Origin of the sequence: Sphingomonas sp. PP-CE-1A-559 (genome assembly GCF_004340965.1) — a bacterium.
Lineage (GTDB): Bacteria > Pseudomonadota > Alphaproteobacteria > Sphingomonadales > Sphingomonadaceae > Sphingomonas.
This window is the reverse complement of sequence record NZ_SLYA01000001.1, coordinates 271,836-286,959: the sequence shown is the minus strand read 5'-3', so window position 1 is coordinate 286,959 and position 15,124 is coordinate 271,836. Positions and strand designations below refer to the sequence as shown.

8 protein-coding genes are annotated in these 15,124 nt (G+C 68.5%); 4 read left to right on the top strand and 4 right to left on the bottom strand.

The features are described 5' to 3' along the window. Nucleotides 1-38: 38 nt before the first annotated feature. From C8J42_RS01160 to C8J42_RS01145, 4 genes are all read left to right on the top strand, one after another. Complete coding sequence (locus C8J42_RS01160) at nucleotides 39-1,580, top strand: tryptophan halogenase family protein (protein WP_133018624.1); 1,542 nt, start codon at nucleotides 39-41, stop codon at nucleotides 1,578-1,580. Between the two features lie 16 nt (nucleotides 1,581-1,596). Beyond that, complete coding sequence (locus tag C8J42_RS01155; RefSeq protein WP_133018623.1) at nucleotides 1,597-3,549, top strand: sialate O-acetylesterase; 1,953 nt, start codon at nucleotides 1,597-1,599, stop codon at nucleotides 3,547-3,549. A gap of 64 nt (nucleotides 3,550-3,613) precedes the next feature. Beyond that, nucleotides 3,614-6,286 (top strand): glycoside hydrolase family 3 C-terminal domain-containing protein, encoded by a 2,673-nt coding sequence (locus C8J42_RS01150; RefSeq protein ID WP_133018622.1) that lies wholly within the window; start codon nucleotides 3,614-3,616, stop codon nucleotides 6,284-6,286. After that, nucleotides 6,283-8,190, top strand: a complete 1,908-nt coding sequence (locus tag C8J42_RS01145) for an NPCBM/NEW2 domain-containing protein (RefSeq protein ID WP_347812397.1) — start codon at nucleotides 6,283-6,285, stop codon at nucleotides 8,188-8,190. Before C8J42_RS01150 ends, C8J42_RS01145 begins: the two co-directional genes overlap by 4 nt. Nucleotides 8,191-8,497: 307 nt before the next feature. Here the strand turns inward: C8J42_RS01145 and C8J42_RS01140 are convergent, their stop codons facing one another. From C8J42_RS01140 to C8J42_RS01125, 4 genes are read right to left on the bottom strand one after another with little or no spacing between them, the layout of a single operon-like run. Then, nucleotides 8,498-10,063: a glycoside hydrolase 43 family protein gene (locus tag C8J42_RS01140; RefSeq protein WP_133018621.1), complete on the bottom strand. Its 1,566-nt coding sequence runs from the start codon at nucleotides 10,061-10,063 to the stop codon at nucleotides 8,498-8,500. Next, nucleotides 10,060-11,118, bottom strand: a complete 1,059-nt coding sequence (locus tag C8J42_RS01135; RefSeq protein WP_347812396.1) for an alpha/beta hydrolase-fold protein — start codon at nucleotides 11,116-11,118, stop codon at nucleotides 10,060-10,062. Before C8J42_RS01135 ends, C8J42_RS01140 begins: the two co-directional genes overlap by 4 nt. Before the next feature lie 20 nt (nucleotides 11,119-11,138). Continuing rightward, entirely contained in the window at nucleotides 11,139-13,493 is a 2,355-nt protein-coding gene (locus C8J42_RS01130; protein WP_133018620.1) for a glycoside hydrolase family 95 protein, read from the bottom strand. A gap of 7 nt (nucleotides 13,494-13,500) precedes the next feature. After that, nucleotides 13,501-15,015, bottom strand: a complete 1,515-nt coding sequence (locus C8J42_RS01125; protein WP_243644105.1) for an alpha-L-arabinofuranosidase C-terminal domain-containing protein — start codon at nucleotides 15,013-15,015, stop codon at nucleotides 13,501-13,503. Between the last annotated feature and the right edge of the window lie 109 nt (nucleotides 15,016-15,124).

The following is a 15,124-nucleotide window of genomic DNA, read 5'->3' as shown; positions in this document are numbered from 1 at the left end:
CCTGTTCGTGCTCCGCCTTTTTTCGATTACGCTGCACCATGCACGAAATTCAGAACATCGTTATCGTCGGCGGCGGCACCGCAGGGTGGCTGACCGCGGGCGTGATCGCGGCCAAGCACCAGGCGCGGCGCCAGCACGGATTCACCGTCACTTTGGTCGAATCGCCCAACGTGCCGACGATCGGCGTCGGCGAAGGGACGTGGCCGACGCTGCGTTCGACGCTCAAGAAGATGGGCGTGTCAGAAACCGAGCTGTTCCGGCAGTGCGACGCGTCGTTCAAGCAGGGCGCGCGGTTCAATCGGTGGACCACCGGTGCGCCGGACGACGGCTATTACCACCCGCTGATGCTCCCGCAGCACTTCGGCCAGGTGAACCTTGCGCCGCACTGGCTGGCGGACGAGGGCAGCGCGACGTTCTGCGACACGGTCACGCCGCAGGGCCGGATCTGCGACGAAGGGCTCGGCCCCAAGACGATCGCGACGCCCGAGTATGACGGCCATGCGAACTACGCGTATCATCTCGACGCAGGGAAGTTCTCGCACTTTCTCCAGCGGCATTGCTGCGACACGCTCGGCGTCCGCCATGTGAAGGCCGACGTCACCGAGGTGCATCTCGACGAGAGCGGCGACATCGCCACCCTCGATACCGAACAGGGCGTTTCGATCGCGGGTGACCTGTTCATCGATTGCACCGGGTTCGCCGCGCTGCTGATCGGCGGCGCGATGAAGGTGCCGTTCCGCAGTTGCACCGACATATTGTTCTGCGACACCGCGCTGGCGATGCAGGTGCCCTATGACGTGCCCGACGCACCGATCGCGAGCCACACGATCTCGACCGCGCAGTCGGCCGGCTGGATCTGGGACATCGGCCTGCCGACGCGGCGCGGGGTCGGCCATGTCTTCTCCAGCAGCCACATCAGCGCGGACGCCGCAGAGCAGGAATTGCGCGATTATATCGGTCCCGCGGCGCGCGACCTGACCGCGCGCCGGCTGGCGATCCGTGCCGGCCACCGCGAACAATTCTGGGTGCGCAACTGCGTCGCGGTCGGGCTCGCCGCGGGGTTCCTCGAACCGCTGGAGGCCTCCGCGATCGTCCTGATCGAGCTGTCGGCGAAGATGATCGCCGAGCAGATGCCCGCGTGTCGCGAAGTGATGGACGTCGTCGCGCACCGCTTCAACGACACGGCGCACTATCGCTGGGGCCGGATCATCGATTTCCTCAAGCTGCATTATGCGCTGACCAAGCGGACCGACACCGCGTTCTGGCGCGACAATGTCCGGCCGGAGTCGATTCCCGACCGGCTGGCAGGCCTGATGGAGCTGTGGCGGTTCCAGTCGCCCTGGGTCCATGACGAATTCGACCGCGCCGAGGAGGTCTTCCCGTCGGCGAGCTATCAGTACGTGCTGTACGGCATGGGGGCGCGGACCGCGGTGATGCCGGGGTCGATCGACGACGATGTCGCGCTGGCTCGGCGCGCGCGGCACGACAATCAGGTGCAGACGCAGCGGCTGGTGAGCAGCCTGCCCGGCCACCGCGATCTCATCGACCGTATCAAACGCCACGGCCTCCAGCCGATCTAGCCGTCAGGGGAATAGTATGCGGACCGTCACAGCGTGCCTGGCCATCGGCGCGATCCTCACCATCGGCGCGACCGCCGCGTCGGCGTCTCCGCGCCTCGACGGCGTCATGGGCGATCACGCGGTGATCCAGCGCGGCCAGCCCATCGTCCTGACCGGGCAGGCCGCGGCCGGCGAGACCGTGATGATCACGCTGGCCGGGCGCAGCGTCACCGCCAAGGCCGCGCGCGACGGCAGCTTTTCGGCGAGCCTCCCCGCCCTCCCCGCCGGCGGTCCGTACGACCTGACGATCGCCGCCCCCAGCGGTGCGGCGGTCCTACGCGATATCTTGGTCGGCGACGTGTTCCTGTGTTCGGGCCAGAGCAACATGGAACTCCGCGTCGAGCAGGGACAGGGTCTGTTTCCGGACGCGCACCCGGAAGTCGACGACAAGCTCCGCCTGCTGACGATCGCCAAGGTCTCCGCCGCCGCACCGGTCGCGCGGTTTGCCGAACAGCCCCGCTGGGCGGTGTCCGGCCCGACCACCGCGCCAAGCTTCTCCGCCGCGTGTTTCTACATGGTCCAGGCGCTGCGCCGTACGCCCGGCGTACCGATCGGTGCAGTGCATTCGAGCTGGGGCGGGTCGCGGATCAGCGCGTGGATGAGCGATACCGCGCTGCGCCAGGCCGGGCTTGGCGCCCCCGCCGACCTGCTCGCGCTCTATGCCCGTGATCCCGCCGCCGCCAACCGGCAGGCATCGACGATCTGGGAAAGCTGGTGGCGCGACGGCTCGGGCGACGCCGCCGGCCGCGAGCCGTGGCAGCCGGATGCCGCGCTTGACTGGCATCCGGTGCCCGCAATGACCAATTTCGAGACCTGGGGCGTGCCCGCACTCGCCGATTACAACGGCATGATCTGGTACCAGCACGAGGTCCAGCTCACCGCCGAGCAGGCACGCGGCCCGGCGGCATTGGTGTTGGGCATGGTCGACGACGCGGACCGCACCTGGGTCAACGGCGTAGGCGTCGGTGGCAGCAGCCTCGCGTCGCAATCGCGCGTCTACGCGCTGCCCGCGGGCAGCCTGAAGGCCGGGCGCAACGTGATCACCGTCAACGACGACGACGTCTATGCCTATGGCGGGATGACCGGCCCTGCGGATTCGATGCGGCTGTCGTTCGCCGACGGGACCAGCGTGCCGCTCGGCACCGGCTGGCGCTATGCGATCGCCAAGCGGCTCGCCGGTGCCGCACCGCGCGTGCCGTGGGACGACATCAACGGCGCCGGCACGCTCTACAACGCGATGATAGCGCCGCTGGGCAGCACGAAGTTCGCCGGGATGGCTTGGTACCAGGGCGAGTCCGACACAGGCATCCCCGGTTACGACCGCCGGATGACCGCATTGATCGCCGACTGGCGCCACCGCTTCGGCACACCCGCAACCGGGTTCGGCATCGTCCAGCTCGCCAATTACGGCAGCCCGGCGATCGCGCCGAGCGAGAGCGGCTGGGGTGACGTCCGCGATGCACAGCGACGCGTCGCGGCGGCGGACCAGCATGCCGGTATCGCCGTCGCACTCGACCTTGGCGATACGCTCGACATCCATCCCGGCGAGAAACACGAGGTCGGGCAAAGGCTCGCGCGCGTGATGCGCGCCGCGGTCTACGGCGAGAAAATCGCGCCGTCCGGCCCTGCCGTCGCGGATGCGCGGCGTAGTGCGGATGGCGGCGTCACGGTGCGGTTCAGCGGCGTGACGGGCGCGCTGCATGCCCGCAGTGCCGCGCAGGCGATCGGCTTCGAACTGTGCGGCGCGGCGGTCGGCACCTGCCGCTACGTTGCGGGCAAGGTCGCGGGGTCCGAGGTAACGCTGCCCGGCGATGGCCAACCCGTCACACGCGTCCGCTATGCCTGGGCCGACGCCCCGGCGACCAACCTTGCCGACGACGCACCGCTGCCCGTCGGCACGTTCGAAGTACCGGTCTTGCCGGCGCGATAAGCCCCGAACGGGTGCGAAGAACAAGAACGGCCGCCAACGCGCGCCGCAACGGGAGAGACTGACGATGCGCATGACCATAAAGGCGAAAGCCCTGGCGACGGCCGGGCTCGCGCTCGCATTCTCCCCGGCGATAGCGCGCGAGCCGTCCGCTGCACCGAGCCAGCGGACGACGCCCGACCCCGCCGAGCAGATGGCGCGGACGATGGTGTCGCGGATGACGCTCGACGAGAAATTGCCGCAGTTGCTCAACGTCGCGCCCGCGATCCCGCGGCTCGGCGTGCCCGCGTACAACTGGTGGACCGAGTCGCTGCACGGCGCGCTGGGGCCGCTCGCGACCACCAATTTCCCCGAGCCGATCGGCCTCGCCGCAAGCTTCGACGCGCCGATCGTCCATGACGTCGCGGGCGCAATCAGCGCGGAGGTGCGCGGGTTGCACACGCTCGGCCGCGAGACCGGCAGGAACGGGCATATCGGCACCGGGCTCGACACATGGTCGCCCAACATCAACATCTTCCGCGACCCGCGCTGGGGCCGCGGGCAGGAGACCTATGGCGAGGATCCGTTCCTGACCGCGACGATGGGCGTTGCGTTCGTGACCGGGATGCAGGGCCCCAATCCCGATCGCCCGCAGGTGATCGCCACGCCCAAGCACTTCGCGGTCCACAGCGGCCCCGAGGGCACGCGCCATCAGGCCAACGTCTACATCTCCGCGCACGATCTGGAGGACACCTACCTCCCCGCGTTCCGCGCGGCGCTTGTCGACGGGCACGCAGGCTCGGTGATGTGCGCGTACAACCGCATCGACGGCCAGCCGGCCTGCGCCAGCGACCTGTTGCTCAAGGAGCATCTGCGCGGGGCATGGGGCTTCAAGGGCTATGTCGTGTCCGATTGCGACGCGGTGAAGGACATCGCCGACAACCATAAATACGCCCCCGACAGCGCCGCCGCGGTCGCCGCCGCGATGCGCGCGGGCGTCGACAACGAGTGCAATGGCGAGACGCTGGGCGATACCGCGAGCCTGGAGACCCGGTACCGCGAAGCGCTGAACCGCGACCTGATCACAGAGGCTGACGTCGACCAAAGCCTCGTCCGCCTGTTCGCCGCGCGGTACCGCAACGGCGACCTGCGCGGACTTGCCGGCGCCCCCAAAGCGTTGCCAACCAGCGTGGTCGGTGCGCCCGAACATCGGCGACTGGCGCTGGCGGCGGCCGAGCGATCGATGGTGCTGCTGAAGAACGACGGCATCCTGCCGCTCAAGCCCGGCGTAAAGCTCGCCGTGATCGGCCCGCTCGGCGATGCCACGCGGGTGCTGCGCGGCAATTATTCGTCGCCGCTTTCGGGCGCGCCGGTATCGGTGCTGGAGGGGCTGCGGACCGCGCTCGGTGCGAGCCAGGTCACGCTCGTGCCGTTCGGCGAGTCCGTCACGGACGGCGACCGCGTGCCGACGTCCGCGCTGCTTACACCCGACGGCAAGCCCGGCCTGCTCGCGCGCTACTATAATCCGACGACGCCGATGCCCGCGCAATATGCCCGCGGCACGCGCGAGAAGCTCGTCGCCGCCGCCAAGTATCAGGCGCAGCCGGTGGTGACCCGCATCGAGCCCGACGTCGGCGATCGCAACCTCGATCTGGCGCGTGTCACCGACGTCCACCGCACCGAATGGACCGGCTTCCTGGTGCCCCCCGAAAGCGGCACCTACCGCGTCGGCCTGTCGGGGTCGGGCGGTACGCTGACGCTCGACGGCAAGATGATCTCCGACCGGCGCAAGGCACGCTGGAACGACCTGCCCGGCATGACGACGCTGAAACTCGAACGCGGCAGGCGTTATGCGATCCGCGCCGAGGGCAGCGGGATCGACCTGGTGTGGAAGCGCGTGTCGGATGCACCGTCCGCCGAGCTTCGTCGCGCCGCCGCCGCGGCCGACGTGCTGGTCGCGGTGGTCGGCCTCACCTCCGACCTCGAGGCGGAAGAAACCGGCGTGACGGTGCCGGGCTTCTCGGGCGGCGACAAGACGACGCTCGACCTGCCCGCGGACCAGATCGCTATGCTCGAACAGGCCAAGGCCACCGGCAAGCCGATCGTGCTGGTCACGATGAACGGCAGCGCGATCAACCTCGCCTGGGCGAAGGACAACGCCGCGGCCGTGCTGGAGGCCTGGTATCCGGGCGAGACCGGCGGCACCGCTGCGGCCAACATCCTGACCGGACGCACCAACCCGTCGGGCCGCCTGCCGCTCACCTTCTATCGCAGCGTCGGCGACCTGCCGCCGTTCGGCGATTACGCGATGAAGGGCCGCACCTATCGCTATTTCGCGGGCACGCCGGTCTATCCGTTCGGCCACGGGCTCAGCTACACCAAGTTCGGCTATGCGCCGCTGACCGTCACGCCCTCCCGCGGCGGCGCGGAGAACGGCCTGCGCGTTACCACGCGACTGACCAACCAAGGCGATCGGCCGGGCGAGGAGGTCGCGCAACTCTATCTCGACTTCCCCGACCGGCCCGGCACCCCGCGGATCGCGCTGCGCGGGTTCCAGCGCGTCGCACTCCGCCCCGGCGAAGCGCGCAGTTTGACGTTCGACCTGTCGCCGCGCGATCTGAGCTCGGTCGCGCTGGACGGCGCGCGCTCGGTGGCCGCCGGCACCTACCGCGTGACGGTCGGCGCGGGACAGCCCGGCACGGGGGCCGCAGGGCAGACCGCCAGCTTCACCGCGCGCCAGTCGGCGGAGCTGCCGAAGTGAGCCGCGTCCGGACACTCGCGACGCTCGGCACCGCGCTGGTCGCGCTCTGCACGCCGATCGCGGCACTGGCGGATCCGCTGACCCCGACCGGCAAATGGAGCGCCAACACCGACGGCTCGGCAGCCGTGCCGCCGATGGGCTGGAGTTCGTGGAACGCCTTCAACAGCGACGTCGACGAGGAGAAGGTGCTCGCCTCGGCGCAGGCGCTGATCGACACCAAGTTGCGCGACATCGGCTATCGCTACGTCAATATCGACGATGGCTGGTGGCTGAAGCGTCGCCAACCCGACGGCCGGCTGCTGATCCGTACCAGCCACTTCCCGTCCGCCGCGATCGGCGCGGACACCAGCTTCCGCCCGTTCACCGACCGCCTCCACGCGATGGGTCTCAAGGTCGGCATCTATTCGGACATCGGCCGCAACACCTGCGGCCAGATCTACACCCCCGATTTCAAGAACCAGCCCGAGGGCAGCGTCGCCGAGCGCGAGGTCGGGCTGTACGGTCATGTCGACCAGGACATCGCGCTGTTCTTCGCCGAATGGAACTTCGATTTCCTGAAGGTCGACGGCTGCGGTGCGCGCGGCCTCCCGGTGGACGCACCGCGCGTGAAGTCCGGCCTGTACCGAGCCCTCACGCCCCTCGTCGACATGCAGTCGCTCGGCGGATCAGACATCGCCGGCATCCGCCGCCTCTACGAACAGGTTCACGCCGCGCTGCACACGCACGCCGGCGACCGCCCGTATATCTATTCGCTGTGCCTGTGGGGCGCGGGCGACGTGCGCGCCTGGGGCAAGGACGTCGGCAACACATCGCGCACCAGCGACGACATCCAGCCGGTCTGGCCACGAATGCTGACCAACCTCGACACCGTCACGCACCGCGCGCTCTATGCGCATCCGGGATCGTGGAACGACCCCGACATGCTGTTCGTCGGCACCGGCGATTTCGACGCGGTACACAGCGCGGAGGCACGCTCGCACTTCGCATTGTGGGCGATGCTCAACGCGCCGCTGATCATCGGCTACGATCTCCGGAAACTGACACCGGACCTGCTCGCGATCTTCGGCAACGCGGACATCGTTGCGCTGAACCAGGATTCGGCGGGCAACCAGGCGGTGCTGGCCTATGACTCGTCGGAGGTGCAGACCTTCGTCAAGACGCTCGCGGACGGCAGCAAGGGCGTCGCACTGTCCAACCGCACCGCGTCGCCCGCCAAGGCCGTGCTGACCGCCGAGCAGCTCAAGATGCTGCCGACCGCCGATGTGCGCCTGAAGGACCTCTGGACCAAGAAGGAGCAGAGCTTCCGCAAGGAGATCGCGGTGACGCTCGCGCCGCACGAGACGCTGATCTTCCGCGCGACCGGCAAGCGGCGGTTGCCGGGCGGGCTGTACCTTTCGGAGCAGACCGGCCGCGTCAATCCGGCGACCGACGGCGTGGTCGTGCCGCAGCCGGATCCGACGATCTACCAGTCGATCACGCCGTGGACGGGCACGCGCGGCGGCGGCGAGCACCCGCAATATGGCGGCTGGGGCGGCGCCGAAGCCGACCGCGCGCCGTATGGCAAGCTGTTGCGCGTGGCCGGCACCGACTTCGACACGGGGATCGGCGTGCTCGCAAACTCCCGCCTCGAAGTGCGCAACCAGGGCTATGCGCGGTTCGCCGCCAAGGTCGGCATCAACGATTCCGGCCAGCCGCGCTCGGGCACGACGGTGTTCGAAATCTGGGGCGACGGTCGCCTGCTCGCCAAGTCCCGGCCGATGGGGTTTGGTGAGGCGGCGGTACCGCTGGAGGCGAAGCTCGCGGGTGTTCGGATCGTCGAACTTGTGGCGCGGGGGAGTGGTGCGGCGGCGAATGCTGGCGCGCCCCAACCTGCAATCTGGGCGGACGCTGCGCTCTACAAATAGCGATGGGAGAGGCCCCCTCTCCCGTTCGCCCTGAGCGCAGTCGAAGGGTATTTTTCCACAGGCGTGAACGCCCGTTGAGAGCAGTGCTGCGACTTCGCTCAGCACGAACGGAGAGGTGTGGACAGTCCAAATGCCAGCACACCTTAACCAGCAGCTTCGGCGGACGTCACGCTCAGCAAACAGGGATGAGAAGCCCCCCTCCCGTTCGCCCTGAGCATAGTCGAAGGGTCCCTTTCCACAGGCGTAACACCCGTTGAGGGCAGTGCTTCGACTTCGCTCAGCACGAACGGGAGGGTGTGAAAGGACCCTAACGCACCCGCTCCGGCTTGCCCGGCGGTAACGCAGAAAGCGTGAACCGGTCGACATCCAGCCACCCCCGGCTTGCCGTCGGCGCATAGCAGAACACCGCAATCTGCTCCCCCTGGAACGTCCCCGTCCGCCACGCAAACGCGAGCGGGAAGTCGCCGCCCAGCCCGGTCCAGCGCCGTCCATCCACGCTATACGCCACACGCGCACGGTCGGTCGTAAAGTCCATGTCGGTCCGCAACCACAGCGCTTCCGTCCGCGGCAAAGGCGCGGTGGCGCGAACCTCGGTCCGGGCACCGGCGACCGTGTCCTCGGTCACCTCCATCGCCAGCGTCGCCTTGCCGCCCGCCGCGCCCTGCACCGTGATATTCCCGCTGAACTGCCCGAACGTCCCAAACCCGCAGCGATCCCCCGGTGCCAGATGGCGGATGTCGAGCTTCACCTCGCCTCGGCTCGCCGGCCCCTGTCCCTTCTGCACCAGCGTATTGCGCGCGCTCCAGAACCCGGTCGCGATCGTCGGCTTCAACCGCAGCCACCCCGGCCGCTCGGACAAGGACCAGCGCGAAGGCTCAGGATTGTGGTTCCACTGCCACTGCAACCCGAGCTTCGGCTTCCCGAAATCGTCCGACGTCGCCGGCTCCGCGAAGGCCCCACCCAGGATCGGTTTCGCCGCACGCCGCGGCACGCGACCGGGCGCCTCGCGCGTCCCCCATACCGGCCAGTCGTCCTGCCAGAACACCGGGCTGAGGTTCGTCATCCGCCCGATCGCGCCGCTATCCTCCATCACGAAGCCGAACCAGCGGCCATCGGGCAGGTCGACCAGCGCACCCTGGTGCCCACCGGTCTTGTCGTCGATCTGGTCGCGCGTTTCCCACGGCCCGAACAGGCTACGCGACCGCGACACGGTCAGCCCCAGCCGTGGCGGCAGCGCGTTGAAGAGGTAGTAATACGCACCGCGCCGGATGATCTTCGACCCCTCCGCGCCCTTGATATAATGCACTTTCTGCGACGCGGTGACGTGCGCCAAGTCCTTGTCGAGCGTCAGCAGCGTGATCGTGCCGTCCGCGGTGCTCGCGGTCGCCAGGTACGCGCGCCCGTCCGGCTCGATGAACAGCCCCGGATCGAACGCCTCGCGCTCCAGTTCGTGATAGCGCCACGGCCCGCGCACGTCCTTGGCGTACCAGATCCGCGTCTTCTGCCCGACCGGCGTATTGGCGAGATAATAGGTGCCGGCGTGATAGCGCAAGGACGAGGCATAGAGCCCGTGCCGGTACGCGTTGCCGCCCTTCAGGTCGTATTCGGGCTTGCCCTCCAGCCGCTCGACGAGGTGCGAGGCGAGCGTCCAGTTGACCAGATCGCGGCTGTGCAGGATCGTGATGCCGGGCGTGTTCGCGAACGTCGTCGTCGCGAAATAATAGTCGCTGCCGACGCGGATGATATCGGGATCGGGATAGTCCGCGAACAGCACCGGATTGCGGAAGCTCCCGTCGCCCTGGTCCGATCGCCACACCTGCGCCGACGCGGCGGTCGCCAGCAGCCCCAGCGCAACCGCCACCGCGATCCTCATTTGCCGAACGCCAGCGCGCGCGAGAAGAACGGCATCATCGTGTCCTGCACGCGCCCCGCGACGCCGCTGGTATGATCGCCCGGATACACCTCGAAGCTGTTCGCGATCCCGTAGCTGTCGAGCGCGGCGTGGAGCTTGCCGGCATCGTCCTTCAGCCCGTCGCGGTCGCCTACGTCGATCCCGATCGCGGCGTAGCGCCGCAGATTGCCGACATATTGGTCGAGCATCGCCAGCGGCGCATTGGCGGCCCAGCGCGCGAGCACGTCGGGCTGCGCCACGCCGTCCTTGACCGGCAGGTCGAGATACAGCGGCGGCGCCTTGGGGTTGGGCGACCATGCCGCGGCCGTCGCGAGTTGCGCGCGCTGCCCCCATGACAGGGTCGCGCTGTCCGCCGGCGAACGCAGCGCGCGGATCGCCGTCTCGGTCGCCGCATCGGGTGTGCCGAGCGCGCGCGTCGAGAGGCAGCACGGGCTCATCATGTAGAGCGCGCCGAACGTTTCGGGATGCTTCATGCCGATCCGCGCGGTCCCGTAGCCGCCCATCGAATGCCCCGCGAGCCCGCGGCTGCGGCGGTCCGCGATCGTCCGGTAATGGCCGTCGACATAGCCGACCAGATCGCGCGCGACGAACGTCTCGAAATCGCCGACCGTCACCGAACTCGAATAGAAGGAGCCGTTATGCGCGGTCTTGCTGTCGGGAATCACGACGATCATCTCACGCGCGCCTTCCGCGAACGCGCCCTCGATCGTCTGCGGCACGTGGATCTCGCCGATCCACTGCTCCGCGCCGATCGAATAGCCGTGGAGGGCATAGACCACCGGAAAGCGCCGCGTCGGGTTGGCGCGATAGCTCGGCGGCAGGACCACGAGCACCGCGCGGTCCGGGCTCTCGCCTTCGAGATTGCCCTCGACCGCGGGTGAGTGGACGGTGATCCGCTCGATAGTCACCGGTTTCGCACCAGCAACCGGCGGCGGCCCGGGCGTCTTGACCTGCGCCGAAGCGGGGCCGGTCGACAGCATCAACGCAGTGCCGAGTGCAACGAGAAGCGCTTTCACGGAAATCCCCTTTTGCTTGTTCACACGTGCACGAGGCCGTTGCCGCGAAGCCTCACCGCTTTCCCCGGGGTCAGCACGACCTCGACCCGCCGCGTGCCGAGCCGGATCAAGCGACGCCCCGGTATCTCGCTACGAACCACCGCCTCGACCAGTTCGCCCTCCCGCCAGCGCAGATCGACCGAACACCGCCCCCGCGCGCGCAGCCCCGTAACTGACCCCGCGGGCCAAGCGCTCGGCAGCGCCGGCAGCAGCAGGATCTCGTCGCCACGGCTCTGCATCAGCATTTCTGCGATCGCGCGCGTACCGCCGAAATTGCCGTCGATCTGGAACGGCGGATGCGCGTCGAACAGATTGGGATAGGTCCGCTCGGGACCGAGCAGGAACGCGAGGATGCGATGCGCGTGATCGCCGTCGCGCAGCCGCGCCCACAGGTTCGCACGCCACGCGGTCGCCCAGCCGGTCGATTCATCGCCGCGCAGTTCGAGCGACCGCCGCGCCGCCTGTGCCAGCGCAGGCGTGCGGTCGAGATCGATCTGGTCGCTCGGGAACAGGCCGTAGAGATGAGAGACATGGCGGTGGTGCGGCTCGGGCGCCGCCGCGTCCCAGTCGCGCTGCCATTCTTGAAGCTGGCCCTGTGCACCGATATGATCGGGCGCCAAACGCGCGCGCGCCGCCGCCACTTCGGCCGCAAACGGCGCGTCGATCTTGAGCAACGCCGCCGCCTGGCCGACCTGATCGAACAGATCGCGCAGGATCTGCATGTCCATCGCCGGCCCCGCGCAGATCGATGCGCCCGCCGGATGGATGTTCTCGGGCGACAGCGACGGGTTGGTCACCAGCGCGCCGGTCGCCGGATCGGTCTGCAGCGTATCGAGGAAGAACAACGCCGCCCCGCGCATCAGCGGATAGACCGACCGCAGATAATCGAGGTCGCGCCCGTAATCGTAGCGATCCCATAAATGCGTGCACAACCACGCGCCGCCGGTCGGCCACAGCCCCCATTGCGCCCCGTCGATCGGCGCCGTCGCGCGCCACAGATCGGTGTTGTGATGACACACCCACCCGCGCGCACCGTACATCGTCCGCGCGGTGCGCTCACCCGTGATGGCCAGTTCGCGCACCATCTGCACCAGCGGCGCGGTGCACTCGGCCAGCGCGGTCGCCTCCGCCGGCCAATAGTTCATCTCGGTATTGATATTGACGGTGTATTTGGATTCCCACGGCGGCTTGATCGCGTCGTTCCAGATACCCTGGAGGTTCGCCGGCTGCGTCCCCGGTCGCGACGACGCGATCAGCAGATAGCGGCCATAGTCGAAATACAGCGTCGCCAGCGCCGGATCGGCGGCGGCGCGATTGGCACGGACGCGCTCGTCGGTCGGCTTGTCCGCCGCCGCCGTGCGTCCGAGATCGAGCGTCACGCGACGGAACAGCGCACGGTGCGCGGCGCTCGTCTCCGCGCGGATCCGCTCGACACCGCGACGGCTGGCACGATCGAGCGTGGCAAGCGTCGCGGCGTCCGGATTGCCGCTAACATCGTCGAACCGGCGATAGCTGGTCGCCATCGCCACCAGCACCGTGACCGTGCGTGCTCCCGTGATGCGAACCCGGTTGCCATCGTTCGAGACGACACCGCCCACCGTCGAAACGCGCGCCCGCGCCACGAACCGCAACCGCCCCGCAATCCCCGCCCGCTCGCCATTATGGCCGGCGAGCGTCACCGTCGCACCGTCGATCGAGACGCTCGCGCCAAGCTGCGGCGACTGGAGCCCCACCAGCAGGTCGAACGGCCGATCACCGACCAAGTGCACCGCGATCACCTGATCCTCGGGCGACGCGAACACATCGCGCCGAAACCGCGTGCCGCCCATCGTGAAACTGGTGGTCGCGACCGCCGCATCGAGATCGAGCTGCCGGACATAGTCGCCGACAGCCCCCGACCCGCCGGGCATCTCCAGCATCAGGTCGCCGACCGGCTGGTACGCCATCTGAGTCTTGGGCAGGCCCATGACCTGCGCATTGGCGAGCGCCTGCGCCTCGGCGAACTTGCCCGCGTCGATCAACCGCCGCACCTCGGGCAGCGCCGCGTGCGCCGCCGGGTTGACCGGATCATACGGCCCCCCGGTCCACAGCGTATCCTCGTTCAGCTGCAACCGCTCGCTGGCGGTCCCGCCGAACACCATCGCGCCGAGCCGGCCATTGCCAACCGGCAACGCCTCGGTCCAGGCGACTGCGGGCTGCCGATACCAGAGCCGCGGACCATCTGCCGGTGCCGCCGCCCAAGCCTGACTCGGTCCGGCACCGGGCCCGGCAAGCGCAGCGACGGCGACCGCCGCTGCGCCTTCCAGCATGTCGCGACGCGTGGGTTCGACGGTCATCGCCCGATCAGCGCAGGTCGAGGACCAGCACCGACTTCGCCGGTACGGTGAGCGTCAGATTGCCGCCCGTCACCTGCGCACCCGTGAACGGCTGCGGCACGACCGTGTCGGGCGCGTCGAAGCTGTTATGCGCGTCCATCGCGGTGCCGGTGATGATCCGCCCGCTCGCCTGCGTCGCCTGCAATCCGGCGAGCGACACCGACACCGGCATCGCGCGATTCGGATCTAGGTTGACCAGCGCGACATGCACCTGCCCCGCCGCATCGCGCACCGCGGACGCGCTGACGGCCGGTACCGCCACCTCGTCCTTGTGGTACCAGGGCGAGGTCACCTGGATCGGCAACGACGTCGCGCCCTGCCACGGCTTGTAGAGGTCGAACACCCAATAGGTCGGCGTCTTCACCATCTTTGCGCCGTCGGTGAGCAGCATCGCCTGCAACACGTTCACCATCTGCGCGATCGCCGCCATCCGGACACGATCGGCATGATGCGCGAAGATGTTGAGGTTGAGCCCGGCGACCACCGCATCGCGCAACGAATTCTGCTGCTCGAGGAAACCGGGATTGCTGCCCGGCGTCGGATCGTACCACGTGCCCCATTCGTCGACCGCGAGCATCACGCGCTTGGCCGGATCGTACTTGTCCATGATCGCCGAATGCTTGGTGATGAACTCCTCCATCTCCAGCGTGTGCGACATGGTAGTCGCCCATTCGCGCTCGGGAAAGCCGATCGCCGCGCCCTTGTCCTTCCAGTCCTTGTCGCGCGGCCGCGTGTAGTAATGCAGCCCCAGCCCATCGATGTTCTTGCCGGCGATCCGCATCATCGCCTCGGTCCACTCATAGTTCGAGTCGCTCGGGCCGCTCGCGATCTTGAGCATCGGTCCGTTCGCGGACTTGGCGAACTGCGCATAGCGGTTGGTCAGGTCGGCGGCATATTCGGCGCGCATGTTGCCGCCGCAGCCCCACAGCTCGTTGCCGATGCCGAGATACTGGATCTTCCACGGTGCGGCGTGACCGTTGCGCTCGCGCTCCTTGGCCAGCACGGTCGTGCCTTTCGCGGCGGTCATGTACTCGACCCATTGCGCGGTCTCGGACGGCGGTGCGCTGCCGACGTTGGCGGAGACGTAGGTGCTCGCGCCAAGGCGGTCCATCAACCCGAAATATTCGTGCGTGCCGAACGCGTTGTCCTCGTTGACGCCGCCCCAGTTGGTGTTGACCTTGGTCGGGCGCGCCTTGGTCGCACCGATCCCGTCACGCCAATGATATTCGTCGCCAAAACAGCCGCCGGGCCAGCGCACCATCGGCACGTTGATCGCCTTCAACGCGTCCAGCACGTCGCGACGATAGCCGCCGTCATTGGGGATGCGCGAGCCCTTGCCGACCCAGATCCCGCCATAGATGCCGTGGCCGAGATGCTCGGCGAACTGCCCGAACACATCGCGGTGGACGACCGCACCCGGCTTGTCCGCCTGCAGCGTCGCCGTCACGGTCGGTGCCGCGGCGTCCTGCGCCACCGCGGGCATCGCGATACTTGCGCCCGCTAGCATCAGCGGCGCGAACGTCAGCGCGGCGATCGCGCGCTTGAACCCGCGCGTCTGGCCGGAACCCAACTGTGAAGTGCGTTGCGTCAAC